We start from the raw sequence: 24,455 nt of genomic DNA, 5'->3' as shown, positions 1-24,455 counted from the left end.
ATGACGTATACTACGTTTAACCAAACACCTAATAACGCACTACTAGAACCAATGTTTCTAGGCAATAGTGTTAACGTATCTCGCTATGATCAACAGCGTTTTATGGCGTTTGAAAAATTAATTGAAAAACAACTTAGTTTCTTTTGGCGTCCTGAAGAAGTCGATGTATCAAAAGATAGAGCTGATTGGCAGAGCCTAACAGATTCTGAAAAACACATCTTTATATCTAACTTAAAATACCAGACTCTATTAGATTCAATGGCTGCTCGCTCGGTAAATGCAGTGTTTTTACCTTTAGTATCCTTACCTGAAGTAGAGACATGGGTAGAAACATGGGCCTTTAGTGAAACCATTCATTCACGTTCTTACACCCATATTTTACGTAATTTATTTACTGAACCGGGTGAGATATTCGATGATATTATCGTGAATCCTGCGATTTTAAAACGTGCTTCTAGTATTGCTAAATACTTCGATGATGTAATTCTTACAACACAGTTACTTCAATCACAAGGTGAAGGTACGTATGAAGTTGAAGGCAGAACAGTTGAAGTAACCACCAGAAAACTTAAAGAACGTTTATTCCTTGCTGTTTGTTCGGTTAATGCGTTAGAAGCTATTCGTTTTTACGTAAGTTTTGCTTGTTCATTTGCTTTTGCTGAACGTGAGTTACTTGAAGGCAATGCCAAAATTATAAAATTGATTGCTCGCGACGAAGCACTTCATTTAACGGGCACTCAACATATTCTTAATAATTGGAAATCAGGTAAAGATGATCCTGAAATGAAACTGATTAGTGAAGAACTTCGTGATGAGGGTTTACAGATATTTTTAGATGTTGTTGAACAAGAAAAAGAATGGGCTCAGTATTTATTTAAAGATGGTTCAATGATCGGTCTTAATGCTGATATCTTAAATCAATATATCGAATATATTTCTAATCAACGTTTAACTGCTATCGGTTTTGATGCGCCTTATGACATTAAGAGTAACCCTTTGCCTTGGATGAACTCCTACCTTGTTAGCGATAACGTGCAAGTTGCTCCACAAGAAACGGAAATATCAAGCTATTTAGTTGGACAAGTTGATTCTTCAGTCGCTGCAGACGACTTTGACGATTTTGACTTGTAAGAAAAGACAAATGGCATTTGCCTTAGTTAAGACTATTTAATAAGAATGAAAGTAATACATGCGTCTCAAAATTTGAATGATGTCATTAAATTGATGCCGAAAATAAATGTTCAGGGGAAAGTCGTTCATTATGAAAATAATGAGCAGACATTACTTGATTGTTTAGAGTCGGCTAATGTAGAAGTACATTATCATTGCCGTGATGGGTTTTGTGGTGCATGTCGAATAACACTTATAGAAGGTGAAATAAACTACCCTTTAGGTGAGCCTTTAGCTTTTGTTGGTGACAATGAAATTTTACCTTGTTGTTGCGTTCCTGTAACTGATATTAGCTTACTAATAGACGAATAGACTATTACCTAATTTCTACTTGAACGCCCCTAAACAGAGTTTCAATTAACTAACATCCAACTGTAATTTTATTCCTTGCATCACTCGGTTAATCTCTGGTGATAGCTGTGAAAATAAGCGAGTAAAATCTTCCTGCTTATCATCATTAACCGCTATATCAAGTGCTTTAGTTACTTCAAATAAATCCATAGCACCAACAGAGCATGCAACACCTTTTAGTGTGTGAGCAATGTGTTTGACCGAGTCTATATCTTGCTCCTGTATTGCGCTTTGTAATTTATCCCCATCGAGATGATGATCTTGATAAAACATGACTAAAATTTCTTTGAATAAATCTTCATCCCCTAATACATTGCTCACACCGACATCAAAGTCGATTCCATCAAAGTTCGTCATAATTACACTGTCCTGCAAAAGGTTATTGTTATCTATTTCATCAGTATTCATTAAACTAACGACTATATTGTCACTTTCATCTGTCGTTGCAAGAATGATGGCATCAACTACTTGGTTACGGCCGTGTTCTTTAGCGTAATAAAGTGCGCTGTCTGCTAATTTTAATAATTCATCAATGGTTAATGAGTCATTTTGAGCTAATACTAGACCAATACTGACCGTAATATGAATTTCTGTTTCAACGTTATTGTCACTGATAATTCTAACACTGAGTTGCTCTATAAAATTTCGAAACCTCTCACAAGCAAGATTAGCATTTTCTCTACTAGTATTAGGTAAGCACACAGCAAACTCTTCACCACCAACTCTACCGATAATATCATAGCCCCGAAAGACTTCTATCATACCTTGACTAAAGGCAAGCAGCACTTGATCACCAGCATCATGTCCATAATTATCATTTACTTGTTTAAAAAAATCGATATCAAACATTGCTACAACTAAAGATTGCCCTGCTCTCTTTGCTAAACTGATAGCATTATTACTTAATTCAAAAAAACTTCCCCTATTATTAATACCCGTTAGAAAGTCAGTCTTGGCCAAATATTCAAGTTGAGCTGTTTTTTCTTTTAACCGGATCGCTGTTCTCATTCGAGCAAGAAGTACTTTTGCAACATAAGGTTTTGCAACATAATCACCTGCCCCTAATTCTAAAGCAGCAACAACTTCATCTTCATCCGTTGAAGCAGATAACATAATAACAGGTATTTCAGCACTAATGGCTTGTGCCTTTATTCTAGCTAATGTTTCTAATCCCGAAAGCCCTGGCATATACATGTCCAGTAAAATAAGATCAACCTCTTGTGTTTCCATAGACTCGAGCGCATCTTCACCACAATCACAACATGTGACTTGGTAACCAGCGGCGCTAAGATCAAACTCCAATAACATCTGAGTATCTTTAGCATCATCAACAACCAGTATTCTATATTCTTTCTCTAACATCATAAAACAGTCACCAGACTACAAACAAATTATTAAATAGCTAAAAATTCAGCTAACTCTTTTGAATTAAATGGCTTCCTAAGTACAGGGTAATCCCAGCTCCTATCTTCGATGGCAATATAGCCACTAATTGAAAATATATTAATATCAGGAAATTTCTCTAAAACCATATTGACGGCCTCCTTACCAGATAAGTCAGGTAAAATCATATCTGTAATGAAAATATCAAAGACAATATCACCATTGATTTTTTCTATTAGTTGCTCTTTATTATTAGCAACAACCACATTCGCTCCCTTGCTATCTAAAAACAGGGCGACAAATTCAGCAATACTTATTTCATCATCGAGCACTAAAATATTAGTATTTTGATAACTTAGAGAGGAGGATATTGCCTCTTTAGGTAAATATTTTTCTTTTAATACTTTGCATTTAAAAACAAGGGTAAAGTGCGCGCCACCAATATCACTAGAGCCTTCAACTTGAATTAGACCATTATGCTTATACATAGTACTATAAACATTTGCTAAGCCAATACCATTGCCTTTATTTACTGACTTTGAACTGTAAAAAGGGTCAAATATTTTAGTTATGTTCTCTTTTTCAATACCAACACCACTATCTTTCACGTGAATTTCTAAACGATTATTATCCAGTAAATTTGCTGAAATTTCTATTTGACCACTGAGCCCTTTTTCTTGGATAGCATCTTGAGCATTGAGCACTAAATTTAATAAAATATTTATGAACTCCCCTTGAGGGAAATTTATCAAGCAGTGCATAGGTTCAAATTTAAAGGTGACATTAATAGTACTTAACAACAACTGCTTAAACAAATATTGATTCTCGTAAATATCTTGAATAGGGTCAAAACTAACCACTTTTATCGTCGGCTTACGGGTAAAAGCTAATAATCTCTCGGTAACATCTTTGCCTTTATCTATCGCATTTTTGACCCTATCTATGTATGAAGAGATATCTTTTTCACCGCGAGAGAATTTTATCTCCAACATTTCAATGGCACCAAGAGCAACACCTAATACATTATTAATATCATGAGATACATTACCAAAAGTATTTCCTAACAAAGCTAAGCGATTAGAAATCACTTGTTGCTGCTCTGTACGAAATTTGTCAGTAACATTCTCAACGATCCAAATATAGATACCTTCATCACTTTCATAAGTAACCGACAAGTCAAACACTGAAGTATACTTATCAAAACTGACATTATTTTCTTTAATTTGTCCTTGTTTCTTCGCTTGTTTTTTATATTCCATATATTCAGTAATACTAAAATTTATATAATTAAAGAGTACCGCACTAGCCCCGTCATAATGGGGCGATATGTCTTGATAAACAACATTATCATTATCATCAATAAAAAATATAGGCACTTTTATAGTAAAATTAACCATTGCTAATAGCTTTAATTTTTCAAATAAGTCTTCATTACGCGTAATATCTTTATATACACCAAATACCGCTAGTGCTTTGCCATTAGTATCTCGCTCAACCTCTGCAATAATCTCAACCTTAACCTTATGACCTGCAGGTTGTATTAACACAGTTTTAAGGTGAAATGGCTGTTGCTGATGAATAGCATTATGAAAACAGGTACGAAATTTAGCTCTATCTATTTCTCGCATTGCATCCACTGCTTGCTCAAAATCGGGTATTATCGATTTATTCGTCAACCCATGAATACGAAATATTTCTGGTGACCAGTCAAGTGCTGCTGACTCGATATCAAAGCGCCAATGACCTGAGTTACTAATACGTTCAGCTAACATGAGCCAATCATTTTGTTTTTTTAATTTTACTATCATATTCTTAGTATCAGTGACATCTTTCACTGTACCAAACATTAAACTCGCTCTATCATCAATACGCTCAACCACTTTACCAACAGCATGTAACCATAACTCATGCCCTTGATTATTGATGATTGGAATAGTGACATCAATGCGTTCTATGTCGCCCTTAAGGTGTTGCTTTATTTGTTGGTTGACTACTTCCAGGTTATGACTATCTAGATGTTCCTCCCATATGCTACTAGAACCAGTTTTCTGTTCATTTGCATAGCCGAGTAATTTCATTAACTGAGCTGAATAAAAAATATTGTCATTCACGAGATCCCATTGCCAGTAAGCCTCATCAATGCCGGTTAGTACTTTATGTGTTAAGTCGAGAGATTGTGAGTTCAAAATAGTTCATCCTCATCATCAATATCATAAGTATTATCAACTTCGTCATTTTCGGTATTTAACTGTTGGAGTTGCTCTACACTGTTAAGCGCTTGATCAAGTAACTGAGTAACTTCTAGAAAATTAATATCATCTTGGCTGTGTTTTTTAAGTGCTCCATGCACCATATCTGTTAGGTAGTCTTCTTGTTCTTGTGACATATCTAAAATGTGAAAGCTAGTACCCATTTTTTGCACTATTTCATTCATTACTTCTTGTTGATGATGCTTAGATATCTCAACCATTTTTTTAGTGGAACCCACCGCTTGCTTTATTTGCTCTTGAACACACACCAAAGAATTTTTATACGTAATAAAAGCCATTCTAGCGCCAATACATTCAATAACTGACGCTAAGGCATCAATATATATATCAGTATCAACGGTGCCTTCTTCTAAGTTTAGTATAAATAAAGAGACTAGCGCATGGTTAAAAATGGTTCTTGAACCAAAACGGTATAGACGAGGTTTTACTTTCAATAACTCCATCACTTCAATTTCTACCGGGGAGCAAACACCTTTTTGAGCACTATAAAATCTGGGCTTATCATCGATGGGGTAAAATGCAATACAACCATGTAAGTCCATGCTGTGGAAATAGGAAAACACTTCATCGCGAATTTGCTCGTAGGTAAAACAATGATTGAGTTTTGATGTCAATTGCATACAGCTTCCATATTTAGAAGCCTGCGCCATTGAGACATTGATCACGTTATTTTTAGATTTTATTTCATCTTCAAAATCATGAATTTTATCTTGATAATCGATGAGTTTATCAAGTTTTGAATGGAGCGTTAATAACGAGAATGGCTTTGCTAAAAAGTCATCTGCACCACATTCTAAGCCTTTCAATAGCGCTTCTTCTGTGGCCATGCCAGAATACAAAACAAATGAAGTAGGAGAGTTTTCATTGCTCTGCTGCTCTTTTATCCAGATAGAGCCTTTTTCATTTCCTATATGCTCATCAATCAACGCTATATCAAAGTGAATATCTTCTCGCAGCAAATCCTCTGCAGCCGATAAGTTACTCGCACATTTCACCTCGAAAGTATCCTCTAAACTTTCTGCCAATAAGTTTAGGTAGTCAATGTCATCATCAATAATCAATAAATTGTGTTTTATCATTTTACTCTTCCTTCTTAGGCAATATTAACGCCATTTAAACATGCCAAATATAACTTGCTGTCACTCGAGTACCTTTATCTTGATATTCTAAGGTATCACAGAGCTGGTTGACTAATTCGACTCCTCGGCCACTTAATTTTAAACCGTCTTTCATTGCAATGCTGTTATCTTTTATAACATCTACTACTTCAAAACCTTGGCCACTATCTTTAATGTTGATAACCATTTTTCCTCCATGTGACAGTGGAAAATATTCCAGTGAAATTCTAACAAAATTATCCGGTGCATTAATGATATTATCAGCGAGTTTAGCCAACCGCTTTGCCCGCTCATTAAAATATTGACTGAAACCTTCCGCTGAGTCTTTTAGCGATGAATTTAATTCCAAAACTCCGTGGTCAAGCGCATTAATAAAGAGTTCGGTTAATATAGTATATAAGCTTTGCCAGTGTTCGCCAGCACCTTCTAAATCATTAATTTGACTCATGACTAAAGGAATGGGGTTAACTGTCTTTAATAATTTACCTGTTAAGTGTAAATGATAAGACCAGGTTGGTAAGGTACTTTGTGGGATACCAAAGTAATTATCGTCTTCATTAAAACCTTCAGGTATTAAAACCTTACTAGTGACTTCAATCTTTTTCCAGCCACTGCAGGGTATGTCGACTAAAGAAATATCATCCTCTTGTTCACAATGCTGACAAAAATCATCAAGCTCTCTGAGCACACTACTAATTAAATTATTTTGTTTTATACCTTCTATCGCTGCATTTTCAAAACGCGGAAAACCAAAAAGCTCTCCCGGTTGATTTCTTGCTTCAACTATTCCATCGGTAATGAACACTATTCGGTCATCACTCTTAACTTGAACTACTTCTAGTTGAGCATCAGGTAAAAGTTGCGGTAATATTCCTAGCGGTGGGTGTGTTGAGGCAAACTGTTGTATAATTTTTGCTTCTTCATTAAATAGGTAGCCATCCGGTAGGCCTGCATTGAAGATATAAGCGGACTTTTCATGTTCTGAAATACTAGCAAAACTTGCTGCAAAGAATAAATCACCAGGAAGTAAGGTATACATTTGTCGGTTTAATTGAGCGATAATCTCTAATATGGAGAAGCCTTTTTTAGTCATCGCTCTAAACGTTTCAGTAACCGGAATAGCACCAATTGAAGAGCGTAAACCATGACCAGTAAAATCGCCAAGTAATACATGAAGATCACCATTTGGACACAACGCACTCAATTGGATATCGCCACTAAAAATGGTAGCGGGCTTTTTAATTACGCCAATTTTATCTAAAGCAAAATTTCTTGCTTCAATTACATTCGACATCATTTTTTCAGCTAGCTTTGCATCATTTTGCTGCTCTTGCTGCAGGCCTTTCACCTGTTCGACTAAATCACTTATTCTTTGCATCGATTTGATTTTTGCTTTAAAAACATTCGGCGTAAAAGGTCGTACTAAAATACTATCCCCTCCTGCATCAACACTTTCAATAAAAGCTTGTTCACTATCCATACTGGTGATAAAAATAATGGGTGCGAGGTTACCTACGCCCGAAAACTTCTTAATTCTTCTGGTTGCTTCAAAGCCATCCATGATGGGCATATTAATATCCATTAATACAAGATCAGGTTGGTGTTCAATGTACATTTTCACACCACTTGCCCCATCATTTGCAACGACTACACGGTAATTTTCTTCTTCCAGCAGTACCGACAACAATTTACATTGCATTTTAGAATCATCAACAACAAGTGCAAGTTTTTGGCTTTGAGACATATATCGTCCTTATAATCTACAGGTTAAACCGATATACCCGTTACCATTCAAGATGCTGATTTCAAAGTGTTTGAGAAATTTCAATTCAAGGCGCTGTGATGAAATAATGGTTGTTCCATTATAAGTCACAGCAACGATGAAGTGATGTTGCTCAAGCGCTTCTTTGATGGGTTTAAAATCACTTTATACGGCGTTAAATAATCAAACCATAGAATGACTATGCTTAAATTATTTTCCTTGCCTAAAGTGGTTTTAATTCCCACTGAAATCCTGCACTTTGATTGGTAACGGGTATAGTTAACCCGTCAATAAAAATGCTATTCAATGGTCATTAAGCGTTGAAATTGAGCAATCTCTAATATTTTTCTTACCGTATCACTCGGCTTAGAGATAATGAGTTGCCCTGCATAATGTTGTACATGGTCTTTTAATAATAAAATCATACCAAGTGCCGAGCTATCCATATATTCAGTTTGGCTTAAATCCACCACGTATGTTAAATTTTGAGTCATCACACTGGTATATGCATCACGAAATTGCTGATGTAGGGAGAAATCAAAACGCTCATCGATTGAAATGACAAGTTTTTTACCATCTCCTGAAAGTTTACTGCTAATAGTCATAAGTGTCTTCCTTATATATTAAAATTTCAAAAGTTTAGAATAAATCTATTTCACCTTCATCCATGTTTAGCTGCTTAACACTACGTGAACCTTCTGATTGCTGAGTCTTATAATAGACTTGCTGACAAGTCGTTTTAAGTGTAATTAATTGTTGATGCACAGTTATACTGGGGTTTTTGACAAAGGTTGCTAGTGCATCACTTATTTCATGGAGGCTACTGACATTCATTTGCAATGACTCTAGCGATTGCCGCGTTAAATCTTCAAACTGTAACGAACGTACTCCTGTATTTACTGCCTCGGTAATTTTAGGTGCAATGATAGCAAGTTCATCAACACTCCGAGTTGTTTGGTTATTAACATCCTCAACATGGCTCATCATCACAGTCATTTTATCTTTTGCCTCTAACGTCGAGGTCATATCAGCAGAGGCCATTGTTTCAACCGACCCACGTAATTTAGCAATAATTGCTTTGGCGTTATTAATTTCAGTACGGATATCTTCATTAAGTTTTGTTGAGCCAACAGACAAACTACGTACTTCATTAGCAACAACAGCAAAACCCCGTCCCGCTTCTCCTGCTCTGGCTGCTTCTATTGCCGCATTAAGTGCCAACAGATTAGTTTGACTCGCCAAGCCTTCAACTTGTGACAATAATTTAAATATACTGTCAAATTGCGACACCATATCATCAGTATATGTCATGGTTACAAGGCTTTGCTTACTGGTATTAATAATGACACCAACAAAATCATCAAGGGTTTTATTGGAATCTGTTACAAAGCTTTCTAATGATCCTCCCTTACCATCTTCCATGTTGCCCGAATGAGAAATCAGTAATTGGATCATTTGTTGCTGATCTTCACTTAAATTTTGTAAGTGTTTAAAGCTTTCAGATATGCCCGTAACCGCGTCTGCTACCAACACTTTCGTACGTTGTAGTTCTTTTTCAACAATATTTATTTCTTGGTGAATAAATTGCTGTAACTCGAAAATAACACTGTGGATTAATTCATCGTCAACTACAGGCATTGCTTCCACATTTTCATCCACATTTTTTACGACAGTATCCTTGTGTGCTTGACTTGTTAACACTATCAATAAAATAAATAAAGTAGAAAATAAAAGCACAAATAGCGATTTTTCATGAAGAAATAAGTCATTAATCCATATCAACAAGGTTAGCGTGCACGATAAATACAGTCCCTTTGTTATATGTCTCATAAAGGTCTTCCTACAGCACTTTTAGCTAAAACTCCCTGCATTTGCGCTCGATCTAAAGCCGCATAATCAAGTATATGCTTCGCAATGTCTGATAAAGGTGACTCCATTGTGTGGGCAGAAAGAGCATGTGCTCTTCCTGGCATTCCCCAAATGAGACTAGAACTTTTATCTTGAATAAGAGTTCTGGCTCCGAGTACTTTTAATCGTAACATTCCCTGAGCTCCATCTTGTCCCATGCCAGTTAAGAGTACTGCTTGCACGTTATCAGCTAAATTTCTGACCGAATCAAACAATACATCCACTGCCGGTTTATGACGATTAACTTCCTCACCGTCACTTAAAGTACAAAACAATGCCCCATTTTTATGGACTACTTCTAAATGCTTATCTCCGGGTGCAATATAAACATGCCCAGTTTTAATTTTTTGACCATGAGTCGCCTCATGTACTTCAACTTGACAAATGTCATTCAAACGTTGAGCAAAGCGTAAGCTAAATGTTTTAGGGATATGCTGAGTAATAACAATGGCTGGCGAATTACTTGGCAGAGTGACCAAAAGTTTTTTTATTGCTTCCGTTCCACCTGTTGATGCACCAAGTGCGACGAGGTGATTTGCACGTTTCACCCCCTTGAAAGATAAGACATTGCTAAGATCGTTGCTTGCTTTATTATTTGCTAAGGTATCTGATAATTTGAAATTCTTCTGATCAATGGTCACTGCTTGAGTGATTTTTTCGATCAATACTTCCTTAAAGCTGTCTTGAGTAGCCATTAACTCTTGTACTGTTGGCTTAGCAATGAAATCCAACGCACCAATTTCCAGGGCCTGTAACGTGATATCAGCGCCTTTAGTCGTTAATGTCGAAAGCATAATGACTGCCATCGGCCGTAAACGCATAAGATTAATAAGAAAAGTAATACCATCCATTTTGGGCATTTCTACATCAAGGGTTAATACATCAGGATTTAATTTTTTAATAAGATCACGTGCAACCAAAGGGTCTTCTGCCTCGCCAACAACTTCTATATGATTGCAATGACTGAGTGCTTCTTTAATTATGCTACGAATAACGGAAGAATCATCAACTATAAGTACTTTAATCATATCCATGTTATTTGACTCCATTACTTAGGTAACGATAACTGAGGTTACTAAAATATTTCGACATCGCCACTAACCTCTTTTTTATAAATCTCACTGCTGTAATCATTTTCACGTCGGATAATAGTGTCATTATGCAGATTATCGAGTCGCTTGATATAAGCACGGCCAGTTCGGGGTTCAAAAATCACTTTTCTGGGAAATAAATCACCAATATCACTACTTTCAATAACGATTTCTTCTTCCTCCAAATAAGCTAAAGCAAAATCAATATTTTTTTGTCCTACATCAGACATTTGATTAAGTACTTTAGCACCACCGAATAACTTGGCTTTTAAATTTCCTCTTCTACCTCCTGATCTTAAAATAATATTAATTAGATGTTCCATTGCAAAATTGCCATAACGGGTAGCATCAGCTGTTTTATCTCTTTGGCCCCAATTAACTTCGTGCGCCTCTTTATTGGTGATCGGTAACATAAAATGATTCATACCACCAATGTGACTATGATCATCCCAGATACACGCTGAAATACATGAGCCTAACGTAGTGGCGATAGCGACATTCTTAGTTGTCATATAAAATTCACCAGGTAAAATTTTAGCAACCACCATATCCCTTTGCCTATCCCAATAATGATTAACTTTTTTAAACTCTGGTAAGCACTGCTCCATATATTGAGACAATTGAGGGTGGTCATGTCTTAGCACAAAATATCCTCCACTAATATGGTATTCATAACCTAGTACGGTTTTCTAAAAATGGTTCTACCAACATTACTAAAATATTGCTGGTAATTACCTAGGTTCTCACTATGGCCAAGAAAAAGTAATCCTCCTGGTGCGAGCATATCAAAGTAACGTGCAAACAAATCGTGTTGAGTTTTTTTGTCAAAATAGATAATGACATTTCGACAAAATATTGCATCGAATGGTCCTTTCATCGGCCAATCATGTAATAGATTTAGTTGCTTAAAAGTTATAATACGTTGTAGTTTCTCATGTACTTTGACACTTTGACTACTTTTCCCACATCCTTGAAAAAAATAGCTTTGTTTAAGGTTTTTAGGAATGTCTTCAATACGATTAACATCATAAACGCCAGCTTTCCCCTTAGCCAACACATCACTATCAATGTCCGTTGCTAGAATCTTTACATCCCATGAAGGTAAGTCATTTTTCAAGGCTTCAAGTAGCGTAATGCCAATACTATACGGCTCTTCTCCTGTTGAACTTGCTGAAGACCAAACCCTTAAACGCTTTTTACCATTAGAACCTGCCGTCTTGCTCTTTATTAATGCTGGAATTTCTTCTGTTGTTAAATATTCAAAGTGATGATTCTCCCGAAAAAAACTCGTTAAATTAGTGGTTATCGCATTAATAAAAAAATCTTTTTCTTGCTCTCCTTGTTTTCTTAACAACTGACAATATTGTGAAAATGAATTTAATTTTCGGTCTCTAATAATGCGTGTTAATCGTCGGTATAACATCTCTCTTTTACTATCATTGAGAACAATACCTGTGCTTTCGTATACAAACTGACAGATGAATTTAAAATCATCATCTGACAGTCTCATAGACTGATCTCGATCTAATCCACGATCTTGAGGGTGACCTTGCTTTTTATTACTATTGCCCGTTAGCTCAGCCATCCTAACTTTTCTCCTTTATCTTAAGTCTATCATTCAACGTTAAAGCGATAAATTTACTGTCACGTTAGAACTCTTCCCACTCTTGGTCAACAGCTGTACTAGGGCGTTTAGCTACTCGAGTTGGCCTCTGTGCTTTTACATTTGATTGCCTGCCAGCTGGTGCTGCTTGTCTTCTTTGTTGTGTTGGTGCTTCTTGCCTAGAGTTGTTTCTATTTTGGCGTTGTACGGGTTCAGGTTGTTGGGCTGTTTCACCATTATTGAAAAAGGAAACTTGATCTAATAGTGACTGTGATTGTTCTTCCATCGATTTACTTGATGCAGCGGCCTCTTCAACTAATGCGGCATTCTGTTGAGTCATTTCATCCATTTGACTCACTGCAGCACTCACCTCGCCAATCCCTGCAGACTGTTCTTTACCTGCACTGTCAATATCTGCAATCATTTTACTCACATCTTCAATCGCAGTAACAAGCTCACTAAATGTTTGCCCCGTTTCATCAACTAATTTAGTGCCTTGACCTACCGCTTCAACACTGTCGTTAATTAGACCTTTAATTTCTTTAGCTGCACCGGCAGAGCGTTGCGCTAAGTTTCGTACTTCCGCGGCAACTACGGCAAATCCTCGTCCTTGTTCTCCAGCTCTAGCCGCTTCAACCGCAGCGTTTAAAGCAAGTAAGTTGGTTTGAAAGGCAATTTCATCAATCACACTGATAATGTCAGCAATTTTCTTACTCGATTTATTAATATCACTCATCGCAGTAATAGCATTTCGAACCACTGCTCCACCGTTACTGGCTTTTTCCATAACTGAGTTAGCTAACTTACTTGCCTCAGTGGTGTTCTCAGCATTTTGCTGAACAGTACTGGTTAATTCTTCCATGGCAGAGGCGGTTTCTTCTAAACTTGAAGCTTGTGATTCAGTGCGATGACTTAGCTCATTATTACCTGATGCTATTTCACGTGCTGAATCAAAGACATTAGTAGAAGCGTTACGAATTTCCTCGACCATATTACTTAAATTTTCAATTGAGCCGTTCATAGCATTAGCAAGTGCAAGGAACTCACCACCATACTCACTGCTCATACTCTGGGTTAAGTCGCCATCAGCTAACGCCTGAGCAATATTTATTGCATCATTAATGGGTTCAACGATTGAATTCATCAAGTTATTAATATTATCACCTAGCTCTTTCATAAAGCCTTCATATTCAGCAGTTTCAATACGACTGTCTAATTTACCGGCGATTGCATCCGTAATTAAGCGATCGATTTGACCTTGTGCATCTCTTTCTTCGGTCAAATCAACCCATTGAACAGCCGTTCCAACATGACTACCTTCTTCATCTCTCAGGGCGATGGCGATAAGCTGGAAAGTGAGACCAACAACAGATATTTCGGTGGTGTATGGGAGATTATCAGGGTTACCCAATAAGTTTTGTTGATGAGCGGGATTCTTATGGAAGGTATCAAAATTAGTACCTACCATAGTATCAACGCTAAACGATGGTAAAGCAGTACGCAGTTTCGCTTCACGGCGACGTAACATGGTTTTAACTGATGGGTTGGCATACACTATATTACCCTTAGTATCTGCCATCATTACATTTGTTGTCATGCCTTCAATGGTAGAAGTCAATCGACCAACTTCAATCGATTTAGCACGAGCAGAGGTGACATCCTGCCACTCCAGTGCATTACCAATATATTCCCCTGAAGCATTTAAAATTGCGGTAACATTAAGTTGAAAACTTAAATGTTTAATTTGAATATCCGTTGTGTACGGTAAATTATTTGGATCTGATAATAACTTGCGTTGATGGCTTGGATTTTTATGGAAGCTATCAATGTTAGTACCGATAATGACTTCCTCATCGGCGGTAAAACCTGGCCAATTATCAGCAAAGGTTGCTTCATGCTCTTTTAATAGCGCTAGAGTTGCTGCATTGGCATAAGTGATAACAAAGTCTCTATCTATCATGATACTTGCAGTTGCCGATTGATCAATGGCACCTTGTAGTTGCACTGCTTTATTTTCTTGCGCTCTAGCCTGAGTCACATCTTGCCATTCGAGGGCATTACCAATGTATTCGCCAGCAGCATCAGTAATAGCGGTAACATTTAGTTCAAAGGATAAGTGCTTAATTTGAATATCGGTTTTATAAGGTAAGTTACTTGGATCACTTAACAATTTGCGCTGGTGACTTGGATTTTTATGGAAACTGTCAATATTGGTGCCAATAATAATTTCAGGATCTGCTTTAAAACCAGGCCAATTATCGGCAAAAGTTGCTTCATGTTCTTTCAGTAAAGCTAAAGTGGCGGCATTAGCATAGGTAATATTAAAATCTCTATCGATCATAATATTAGCAGTACCTGATTGGTCTATGGCACCTTGTAACTGCACTGTTTGGTTTTCTTGCGCTCTAGCCTGAGTCACATCTTGCCATTCAAGGGCATTACCAATGTATTCGCCAGCAGCATCAGTAATAGCGGTAACATTTAGTTCAAAGGATAAGTGCTTAATTTGAATATCGGTTTTATAAGGTAAGTTACTTGGATCACTTAACAATTTGCGCTGGTGACTTGGATTTTTATGGAAACTGTCAATATTGGTGCCAATAATAATTTCAGGATCTGCTTTAAAACCAGGCCAATTATCGGCAAAAGTTGCTTCATGTTCTTTCAGTAAAGCTAAAGTGGCGGCATTAGCATAGGTAATATTAAAATCTCTATCGATCATAATATTAGCAGTACCTGATTGGTCTATGGCACCTTGTAACTGCACTGTTTGGTTTTCTTGCGCTCTAGCCTCCGTCACATCTTGCCATTCAAGGGCATTACCAATGTATTCGCCAGTAGCATCCATTATAGCACTCACATTAAGCTCAAAAACAAGGTGTTTAATACTTATGTCTGTTTTATAGGGTAAGTTACTTGGGTCTGATAATAATTCTCTTTGGTGACTAGGTTTTTTATGAAAACTATCAATATTTGCTGAAAGTATAGCCTCCTTGTCTGCTGTAAAGCCCGGCCAGTTTTCGGAGAAAGTGACTTCATGTTTCTTTAATAATGACAACGTCGCTTGATTCGCATAAGTGACATTAAAATCTCTATCTATCATCATAAATGCCGTAGCAGATTGTTCTAGTGCCCCCTTAAATTGTGAGGTTAACTCATTGTTCTGCTCATCTTCTACAGTATTCTTCTTCATGGTAGGTCCTTTTGCTGACTGAGTTGATGCTGCTTCATTTGCTGCAGCTATCATAGTAGATGCTAGGGTTTGGTATACTGCTGTCCAAGCCTTCTTTGTCGGGGCGGTAAAGTCATCACCGAGACCTTGTGCTAACGTTTTCAGTAACGCTGCTCCAACCGTATCGTAATGTTCTGGCTCCGCACCATACTTAAGGTGCTTAGCCCCTAAATTTTGCACTGCAGGAATTAACTTATCGGGGTTATCAAGTAACTTTACGGCTGTGTCTAACATCGCCATTAATTTTTTGCCTTGCTCGGCAATATCATTAGGAAATAGTGCTTTTAATGAAGGATCCATTTCAAACAAAGTGGTATAAAATATTTCTGCGGCTTGTGGCGCGATGGGTAATACTTTCTGCCAACTTGTTTGCACTAAACTTATTTGATTGGGTGTCATAAGTTATTTTCCTGTTTAGTTATTTATAATCAATAGATTGGTATATACCCATTCCACTTGAAGATGCTCGTTTCAGGAAGTCTGAGCGATTCATAATCAAGGCACATTTTTTTATTAAGGGTCATTCCCTTAAAAACAAATGTAACGACGAGTATTATTTGCTCAGTCTTCCCCAAAGGGCTGGTTTATAAACGCTTTATGCTGCGTTATTGATTTCGACAATAGAATAACTATTCTCTTCAATCAATGCCTTGCCTAAAGGCGTTTCTAATTCCAGCTGAATCATTCATCTTCAAGTGGAACGGGTATACATAGCTCGGTGTTCGATACTGCCAAGTCTTGAATAGTTAATTAAGCGCTAGATAAGGAGGGTGCGTCCCTGGTTAAATCAGAATTACTCTCCAAATTATCATTCTCCTGATCTGCACTTTCTGCACTATGTTGTACAGTGCGATATAAGTCGTCTTCGCTTAATAGTGAGTCGCTATCAAGTAATATAATCAATTTTTCTTCTACCGAGGCTAGTCCCTTTAAAAAACAACCATCAATATTACTTCCAAAAGCAGGTGCTTTACGTATGGATTGGCTAGTAAACTTGTAAACTTCTGAAACAGCATCGACTACAATACCAACCACCATGCTGCTAGATTTAGATTGTTGGCGTAATATAATAGTGACTGTCTGCTCATTATAATCAAGGGCTGGTTGACCAAACCGTAGACGTAAATCAATGATAGGTATAATGACACCTCGAAGGTTAATTACCCCTTTGATGTAATCTGGTTTATTTGGCAGTTCAGTTACAGAGCTCCAAACTCGAATTTCTTGAACACAGAGTATGTCAACGCCATACTCTTCTCCTTGCAGAATGAAAGTGAGATATTCTTGTTCTATATCTGCCATGATCTTTCCTTTAAACAAAATAGTTTAGTTATTACTTATCGTTTTAAATAACCGAGAATAAGCATCAACCTTGCAACCTATGCTTTTCTACTTGCTGTAAATGAGCAACATTTAGCACTGTTACTACCTTATTTTCACTATTGATTAAACCATCAATATATTGTTGCCCGACACAGCCACCAAATGCAGGTGCTGGTTTTATATCAACACTTTCAACATTGAGCACATCAGAAACAGCATCAACCACAAAGCCGATAGTCCGTGATTTTTCTTCACTTTGATAAGTAAGTACGATGACAACTGTTGTTTCTAAGTAATTAGCTTTACCAATGTTAAATTTAAGGCGTAAATCAACGATAGGTACGATAATTCCCCTCATATTAATCACACCTTTTATATAACTTGGCGCATTGGGTATTTTTGTTGGTTGCTCCCAACTTCTGATCTCTTCAACACACAAAATATCAACAGCGTATTGTTCTTGTGCTAATAGAAACGTTAGGTATTGATCACCACTGGTAATAAAGTCAATACCTTCAACAGTGTGCTCTCCTTCAACAGGAACATCTTGTGCCATAGCTTGTATATTCATAAACAGACCTCCGCAGCTACATTACTATTTCCATCAGTTCTAACCCGCTGGATTTTTTGAGCTTGCTCTAAGGCCATATTAATAATACCGGGTATATCTAATATCATTGCAACAGAGCCATCCCCGAGAATTGTAGCCCCAGATATACCAGAAACCTGTTGATAATTATCATTTAAGCTCTTTATTACAACTTGTTGTTGAGCAAGTAAATCATCAACCATCAAACCGACTTTTTGGCCATCGCCTTCTACCACAACCAATAAGGCTTTATCTATTTCGGTACATTCTGTCTCTAAATTAAACATTTGATATATAGGTAATACGGGTACATTGTCATCACGTAATCGATAAAGAACCATATCGCCAGATACACGATTAATGAGCTGATTATCAATTTGTAATGATTCAACAATTGAAATCAGTGGAATGATGTATGTTTCAGTGCCCACTTTGACTAATTGACCGTCTAATATAGCTAGTGTTAATGGTAGGTTTACTTTGAAAGTACTACCTTTACCTAAGACTGATTCAACTTGAATTCTGCCTCCTAATGCTTGAATGTTACGTTTGACTACATCCATACCAACACCACGGCCGGATATATCAGTCACTTCTGCTGCGGTAGAAAAGCCCGGTTCAAATAATAAATCATATACCTGGCTATCTGTTAAGATAGCATTTGCGTCTATAAGACCTTTATCAATTGCTTTATCTAATACAGTTTGTCTATTAATTCCTGCGCCATCATCCTTAATTTCAATGACGATATTTCCACCTTGATGATATGCATCTAATGAAATGGTTCCTTTCTCAGGTTTTCCATTAGCAAGTCTTACGTCTTTAGATTCAATGCCATGGTCAGCAGCATTTCTCACCAGATGTACCAACGGATCACCTATTTGTTCCATCACCGTTTTATCTAGCTCGGTTTGTTCACCGCTGATCACTAACTCCATTGTCTTACCCGTTTTTATGGCTAAGTCATGCACTAGTCGAGGGAATCGATTAAAAGCAAAACTGATTGGCAGCATACGGATACGCATAACACTTTCTTGCATTTCTTTTGTGTTTTGTAATAGTTGCTCAAGACCACTGGTAAGGCGTTCAACTTTTGACATATCAAAATCATTACCTAACTCCGATAGCATAGATTGGGTGATAACTAACTCACCCATTAAATTAATTAAACTATCAACTTTATCTACACCAACGCGAATTGAACCTAAATCTGCTTTTGCCTTAGTTTTGGAGGTTTTACTTTTTTCACCCGTAGCAGTCTCTGGTTCATTGTCTACTTTAGTACTAGCAAGTACCTCTTGATTTTCTATTTCGCCCAGTGAACTCTCTACTGATAATTCATTAATTACTCCGTCTGCAACATCTGAGATGTTATTAGTCGGCTCTTCATTTGCTTTATTTACTATGGGCTCTAATTCTAATAAGCATTCATCTTCCACCCATTCAAAGATTTCTATGACTTCTGCTTCTTCAGCCGTTGTGATAAGTGTTAATTCCCAACTAAAATAGAGCTCTTGTGCATCAATATCCATCAACGCAGGTAATTCTTCAGTGTTAGCGGAAATGGTTAACTCACCCAATTCGGCTAATGCACTAAAAAGGAAGATGGGATCGTTGCCTGTTTTAGCTAAACTATGCTCTGGAATAAATTTGATGTTGTAACCACAGCCATCATTCTTATTCACATTGCTTTCATTTTCACTATCACTGTCAGTTGACTGTTGTCCACCTAATGTTTCAGATAATCGTGCGGAGGTTGTCGATACTTTATCATGGTCATAATCTTGTTCGTCTCGAGCTGCTTCAATTAATAAACGCATGCAATCGACGGATTCAAGTAAAATCTCGGTATCTGCGCTGCTTACTTCTCGTCGGCCATCTCGCATTTCATCGAGTAAGGTTTCAACTAAATGAGTAAACTCGGTAACACTATCAAAACCAAATGTACCTGCCCCGCCTTTAATTGAGTGAGCTGCTCTAAATATTGAGTGAATTGTTTCATTGTCACCCGGTTTTAAATTTAATAGTCCAGACTCCATCAACTCGAGCCCTTCAAAGCTTTCTTCTAAAAAGCTTGGAATAAATTGTGATAAATCAACACTCATAACTGATTACCTACTCTTTCCTTGTCAAAATCAGGGACCTTATCTCGACTAAGTACTTGTACTAGAAGTACCTAAGATAAGTTCGATAGATGTACTATAACGATTGAACAGAAATTGATGCTAGCAATGTCACTTAACCACGCGTTTAATGGTGGCTAATAATTTTTCTGGATTAAACGGCTTAACCAACCAGCCAGTTGCGCCAGCCGATTTACCGCGCATTTTCATATCGGTAGAGCTTTCTGTGGTTAACATCAAAATAGGGGTGAATTTAAAGTTAGCCAACTTTCGTAGCTCAGAACATAAACTGATACCGTCCATATTTGGCATATTTACATCTGAAATAACTAAATCAAAATCACTGGTTTGCGCTTTACTTAAACCATCTTGACCATCTTTAGCTTCGACGGTTTGGTAACCGGCACTTTTTAGGGTAAAACTGACCATGTCTCTTATTGAGTTTGAGTCATCAACAACTAACACTTTAGTCATACGGTTTTCCTCATAGTTTAATGCTTCGAAGTTCTGGATATTTACATTTTCTTATGAAAGGCAAAGCCTTCAATCCATGATGTATTGCAATAAAATGGCATCACTGATGCCAAGTTGTTGAATGCTTTCTTTTAGGACGCTTGATTTTGATTGCCACTTAATTTCTTTACCTTGGGCAATAATATAGGTAACAACTGCAAGGATAAATTGCACACCAATAGTATCGATGCGTGCTAACTCACTGTCATCGATGGTTATCACATCTTGTTCATCTATTAGCGGAATAATTTGAGCTTGATACTCGTCTACTTGAGCAATTGTTAAGTCACTGGGAAATTTGATCATTTTTATAATCTATCCGTATTTATTTATTATTATTTTATCTTGTGACTTAAAGCATATGATAGATTTAGCGAAATGCAAGAAAGAAGAATATATAATACATACAAAAACGTAACACATTGAAAAATGGTTTTATTTTATAAATAAAAAATGTGAACATTTGACAAACAGTCTATTTTATATTGCTAGTATATAAAATTAAAAGTGCAAGAAAAATAATATTTCCTTACACTTTTTAAGGAGTTACCGAGTCGTTTGCTTTTACCATAAAACCAAACAAGAAAGTATTTTTAGCGAGGTAAATAAAAGACCATAACTAGGCAGAATAGTGCTATCAGCCAAAAAGCTTTAACAAAAAATTTCACCTTAATATTTCTATCATTAGGATGTTTTTCAGGTAGTTCCATACCACAGTGCCGACATAGTTTATTTTCACCCTCATTGTCATTTTCAGTTTGACAATACAGACACGTTTTAGTTATTTGACTCATACTATACCCCTCTAATATTAGTTTTTTCGCTGCTAATGCGAAGTCAACTGATGATACAATTGCGGTAAGCGTAATGGCAATTGAGCTGGTCTCAATATTTGAGTAAAGCCATCATTACCAAATAAATAGGGTAAATACTCTTGTGCATCAACATCTATGCTTATACAAAAGGGTTTGATGCCTAGTCGTTTTGCTTCATTAATGGCCTGATGCGTATCTTCAATACCAAATCGACCTTCATAGTGATCGATATCATTAGGCTTACCATCCGTTAAAATAAGCAATAACTTATCCGCTGTTTTTTGTTCACTGATTACTTTTGTTGCTTGACGTATAGCGGCCCCCATACGAGTATAAAAACCAGGAGTAATTGCTTGAATACGCCCCCTTACATGATCGTTATAATTTTCATTAAAGTTTTTAAGCATAGTAAATCGAATATTACTGCGTTTTACTGAAGAAAAACCGTACATTGCAAAGTTATCACCAACAGACTGTAATGCTTCACCAAATAACAATAAACTGTCTTGCACTACGTCAATAACACGATTGTCATTATCTAAGTGAGAATCCGTCGACATTGATAAATCGGCTAATAACAAACATGATAGATCACGGTTATTTCCTCGATATGATTTAAATAATCCTTTTTCCGCCGTTGCAGCCGTTTTACTTTCAACATGAAAATCCAGCCAAGCATTTAGATCAAGCTCTTCTCCTTGTGATTGAGCTTTCAACCAATACTTTACACTGCGTAATTGCTCAAACTGAGCTTGGATCATTTTGGCTGTTTTTTGTAATTTTATCGGTAATTTTGCTGGCGCGGCATCACGCGGTAGCATCGGCTGTAATAAGCATCGATCCTCTTGTAACGTTTGTGTTTTATAATTCCATTCAGGTAGCTTTATGCCTTCGCCTAGCGGAATATCATCTTGAGACGCCGAAGGTAAATCTAAATCTATTTTTATTTGACCACTTTTTTGATGCTCTTGCTTTTTGGTTAAAGTGATTTTATCAAGATCATCAATAGTGCTTTGATAGTCCTCCTCATCTTCATCACTATCATCAGTACCACGGTCCATTTTTGAAAACTCACTCCATGAAAATAAGCTTTCTAGTCTAAAAATCATCATGCCACCACGACTATCAGGAGAGTCAACTCGTTCAGCTTTTTTTCGTGCACTATGAGATTTTTTAGTCGCTTCTTTCTCTTCGTCCTTATCTTCAATGTCATCGGATAGTTCATCCTCATCGCTTTCTGCAGCAAACACATCATCACAACTGGCTGAGGGGTAAAGCCATAAAGATACCGCTTGCGGGGCAAAATTGACTACTGGAAATTCATTAACAGAGCCAGGGGTTAAAATGGCATCCCTTATAGACCTTTCCATTGTTCTTTCTATTGGTGGCAATTTATCTAATGGTGGGCGCATCGCTACAAATGCTTTAGCTAAGCGGCGATATCGGTTATGTAGCGCAGGGAATTTCTCTAATACGTTGACTACCAAGGCTTGATTGTCTTTAGCCCAGTGACGAAAACTACCATTATGATGGGCAGCAAGTACAGCAAGCCAAATATAAAGATCATAATTTAGCGTTTTGTCATTAAATACCGCCAGTGATTCTGGTAAGCGTAAGCTTTCTTCATCTTGCCAGGCAAGGCTAACCAGTTGATTATCACCTGATATTTTTTGCAAGAAGCTTTTACGGGTTAAATATTCACGTCCTGTTGCCGCTTCGACGCGTTTAACAACATCACCACCTAGGGCTCGAAAAACCATTGCGACGGATTTACTTACTTGATCAAAATTTACTCGTGCATCATCAAACTCAGGGTTTGCTTTACGAGTAATATATTTATGCCAAAGTCCACCAACCCACTCTTCCATAGCTGAATACATTCATTTAAATAAATAGTAGTACGATTGTATCAATAAAATTATCGATTGCTGTGATGTGGGTCAATAGAAGGTTATTTTGGTTTATCAAAGTTTAAGATTGGATCTGTGGTAAAGCGGGGTTTACATTCAGAAGGCGATTTCTTTACCAATATTCGGCGGAACGATTCATCAAGATTTAACCATTTATCAATCAGCTCAGGGTGAGTACCCGTTTCACTAAACGTGTCTACAAGTAGTTGTTTTCTTACATCAAACAACTCATCGGGAATAAACATATGACTATGTGCAACAGGAGGGGCTTTACCAATATAGTGATTTTCTCCTCCAAGCACTTTTTGCATAAAATCAACTTGTTGATCTTCAATATGCTGCTGAGGTATTGTTAAAAAATACTGTTTCAACCAAGGATGTTGATACACTTTATCGTAAAAGACTTTGTTAATAGCGATCAAGCTAGCTCGTCCTCCTATACGATTAAAATCATCAATCTTCGTCATTACGTGTTTCGCCCCAGTAACCAATGATAATAATAAATAGTTAATCAAACTATAGAGGAAAAATGCATAACGGGTATTAAAAAATAGGGAGTTTTTTTGCCATTGCCCGAGATAAGTTCAACATACCAACAAGAACAAAACCCGCATGTAAAGTGACAAAATAAATCAATCCAACCATGATTGATGTTTGTAGTTGCGACGTAAAGTAAATAACGACTAAGGGCACTACGACCAGTAAAATACCGGCAATTACTGAAAGCTGTATACTTCTTATAAGATGAATTTTTCCTATGCCTAGGTTTCTCATTCTTATTTTATTATGCACAACTTGATCTTCGATACCCTCTTCATTATGAACTTTTTGCTGATGGTATTGACGATAATAATACAGTAATACTAAAAAGAATATGCCAGGTAGCAAAAGTAAATTGGCTAAGTACAACGATTGACAAATGACTGCAAACGTCCCGCTAGGACTGGGCTTTTGATTAATCACACTTTCCTCCTTGATTCGTTTAATTGGTATAATCCTGATTGATATACAGACACAATTACATTAAATATATCGCAGTAATAATTATCGGTAACAGTACAATGTAACTTAAAAATATCAAGCGCCAAAATCGGGGTGCAGTGTTAAGTTCCATAAATACATCAACAATTTGTTGACCTTTTATCACGACAATAATTAACACGCTGATAATATATATACACCTATTATCAATAGCTTCAGGTAAATAAATAGCGATAACACTTAAAAGAACAAGTAAAAGCCAACTCTTTGTTGCTGGATTAACGATTATATTTATCTGCACTAATGTATCCTT

General features: G+C 36.8%; 22 protein-coding genes. 2 read left to right on the top strand and 20 right to left on the bottom strand.

From position 1 onward, the window contains the following. A complete protein-coding gene (gene nrdB, locus CXF71_RS10920) occupies positions 1-1,131 on the top strand; it encodes a class Ia ribonucleoside-diphosphate reductase subunit beta (RefSeq protein WP_101232982.1) in 1,131 nt (376 codons plus the stop codon). A gap of 93 nt (positions 1,132-1,224) precedes the next feature. Then, positions 1,225-1,482, top strand: coding sequence for a class I ribonucleotide reductase maintenance protein YfaE (gene yfaE / locus CXF71_RS10915; RefSeq protein ID WP_101233102.1), 258 nt, complete (start codon positions 1,225-1,227; stop codon positions 1,480-1,482). A gap of 45 nt (positions 1,483-1,527) precedes the next feature. On the opposite strand, the gene CXF71_RS10910 is transcribed toward yfaE, so the two are convergent. From CXF71_RS10910 to CXF71_RS10810, 20 genes are all read right to left on the bottom strand, one after another. Further along, positions 1,528-2,886: a diguanylate cyclase gene (locus tag CXF71_RS10910; RefSeq protein WP_101232981.1), complete on the bottom strand. Its 1,359-nt coding sequence runs from the start codon at positions 2,884-2,886 to the stop codon at positions 1,528-1,530. 29 nt (positions 2,887-2,915) lie between these two features. Continuing rightward, positions 2,916-5,090 carry an ATP-binding protein gene (locus CXF71_RS10905; protein WP_101232980.1) on the bottom strand — a complete coding sequence of 725 codons (2,175 nt, stop codon included), beginning with the start codon at positions 5,088-5,090 and terminating at the stop codon, positions 2,916-2,918. Continuing rightward, entirely contained in the window at positions 5,087-6,253 is a 1,167-nt protein-coding gene (locus CXF71_RS10900) for a response regulator (protein ID WP_101232979.1), read from the bottom strand. The genes CXF71_RS10905 and CXF71_RS10900 overlap by 4 nt, the downstream gene beginning before the upstream one ends. 34 nt (positions 6,254-6,287) lie before the next feature. Further along, complete coding sequence (locus CXF71_RS10895) at positions 6,288-8,036, bottom strand: ATP-binding SpoIIE family protein phosphatase (RefSeq protein WP_101232978.1); 1,749 nt, start codon at positions 8,034-8,036, stop codon at positions 6,288-6,290. A 317-nt stretch (positions 8,037-8,353) separates the two neighbouring features. Next, positions 8,354-8,659 (bottom strand): STAS domain-containing protein, encoded by a 306-nt coding sequence (locus tag CXF71_RS10890; protein WP_101232977.1) that lies wholly within the window; start codon positions 8,657-8,659, stop codon positions 8,354-8,356. Between the two features lie 34 nt (positions 8,660-8,693). Then, positions 8,694-9,884, bottom strand: coding sequence for a methyl-accepting chemotaxis protein (locus CXF71_RS10885; RefSeq protein WP_101232976.1), 1,191 nt, complete (start codon positions 9,882-9,884; stop codon positions 8,694-8,696). Then, complete coding sequence (locus CXF71_RS10880; RefSeq protein WP_442871930.1) at positions 9,881-10,990, bottom strand: protein-glutamate methylesterase/protein-glutamine glutaminase; 1,110 nt, start codon at positions 10,988-10,990, stop codon at positions 9,881-9,883. Before CXF71_RS10880 ends, CXF71_RS10885 begins: the two co-directional genes overlap by 4 nt. 47 nt (positions 10,991-11,037) lie before the next feature. Continuing rightward, a complete protein-coding gene (gene cheD, locus CXF71_RS10875; RefSeq protein ID WP_101232974.1) occupies positions 11,038-11,661 on the bottom strand; it encodes a chemoreceptor glutamine deamidase CheD in 624 nt (207 codons plus the stop codon). Between the two features lie 68 nt (positions 11,662-11,729). Further along, the gene (locus CXF71_RS10870) at positions 11,730-12,563 is read right to left on the bottom strand and encodes a CheR family methyltransferase (RefSeq protein WP_101233101.1); all 834 of its coding nucleotides are present in this window, start codon (positions 12,561-12,563) and stop codon (positions 11,730-11,732) included. 139 nt (positions 12,564-12,702) lie between these two features. Continuing rightward, entirely contained in the window at positions 12,703-16,287 is a 3,585-nt protein-coding gene (locus tag CXF71_RS10865; RefSeq protein WP_101232973.1) for a methyl-accepting chemotaxis protein, read from the bottom strand. Between the two features lie 351 nt (positions 16,288-16,638). After that, positions 16,639-17,190 carry a chemotaxis protein CheW gene (locus CXF71_RS10855; protein WP_101232972.1) on the bottom strand — a complete coding sequence of 184 codons (552 nt, stop codon included), beginning with the start codon at positions 17,188-17,190 and terminating at the stop codon, positions 16,639-16,641. A 64-nt stretch (positions 17,191-17,254) separates the two neighbouring features. Further along, entirely contained in the window at positions 17,255-17,782 is a 528-nt protein-coding gene (locus CXF71_RS10850; protein ID WP_101232971.1) for a chemotaxis protein CheW, read from the bottom strand. Further along, positions 17,779-19,905: a chemotaxis protein CheA gene (locus CXF71_RS10845; RefSeq protein WP_101232970.1), complete on the bottom strand. Its 2,127-nt coding sequence runs from the start codon at positions 19,903-19,905 to the stop codon at positions 17,779-17,781. The genes CXF71_RS10850 and CXF71_RS10845 overlap by 4 nt, the downstream gene beginning before the upstream one ends. A 129-nt stretch (positions 19,906-20,034) precedes the next feature. Beyond that, positions 20,035-20,397 (bottom strand): response regulator, encoded by a 363-nt coding sequence (locus CXF71_RS10840; protein WP_101232969.1) that lies wholly within the window; start codon positions 20,395-20,397, stop codon positions 20,035-20,037. Positions 20,398-20,466: 69 nt separating this feature from the next. Further along, the gene (locus CXF71_RS10835) at positions 20,467-20,742 is read right to left on the bottom strand and encodes an STAS domain-containing protein (RefSeq protein WP_101232968.1); all 276 of its coding nucleotides are present in this window, start codon (positions 20,740-20,742) and stop codon (positions 20,467-20,469) included. A 287-nt stretch (positions 20,743-21,029) separates the two neighbouring features. Then, positions 21,030-21,230, bottom strand: coding sequence for a DnrP protein (locus tag CXF71_RS10830; RefSeq protein WP_101232967.1), 201 nt, complete (start codon positions 21,228-21,230; stop codon positions 21,030-21,032). Between the two features lie 32 nt (positions 21,231-21,262). Further along, the gene (locus CXF71_RS10825) at positions 21,263-23,119 is read right to left on the bottom strand and encodes a nitric oxide reductase activation protein NorD (RefSeq protein ID WP_101232966.1); all 1,857 of its coding nucleotides are present in this window, start codon (positions 23,117-23,119) and stop codon (positions 21,263-21,265) included. A gap of 83 nt (positions 23,120-23,202) precedes the next feature. Further along, positions 23,203-23,628 (bottom strand): group I truncated hemoglobin, encoded by a 426-nt coding sequence (locus CXF71_RS10820; protein WP_101232965.1) that lies wholly within the window; start codon positions 23,626-23,628, stop codon positions 23,203-23,205. A 76-nt stretch (positions 23,629-23,704) separates the two neighbouring features. Then, positions 23,705-24,124, bottom strand: a complete 420-nt coding sequence (locus tag CXF71_RS10815) for a hypothetical protein (RefSeq protein WP_101232964.1) — start codon at positions 24,122-24,124, stop codon at positions 23,705-23,707. 55 nt (positions 24,125-24,179) lie between these two features. Next, positions 24,180-24,443, bottom strand: a complete 264-nt coding sequence (locus CXF71_RS10810) for a cytochrome C oxidase subunit IV family protein (protein WP_157826738.1) — start codon at positions 24,441-24,443, stop codon at positions 24,180-24,182. Positions 24,444-24,455 lie beyond the last annotated feature (12 nt).

It is taken from the genome of Colwellia sp. 12G3 (assembly GCF_002836775.1).
Taxonomy (GTDB): domain Bacteria; phylum Pseudomonadota; class Gammaproteobacteria; order Enterobacterales; family Alteromonadaceae; genus Colwellia.
Note: the sequence above shows the minus strand (reverse complement) of the source record. Positions and strands in the feature narration are given on the sequence as shown.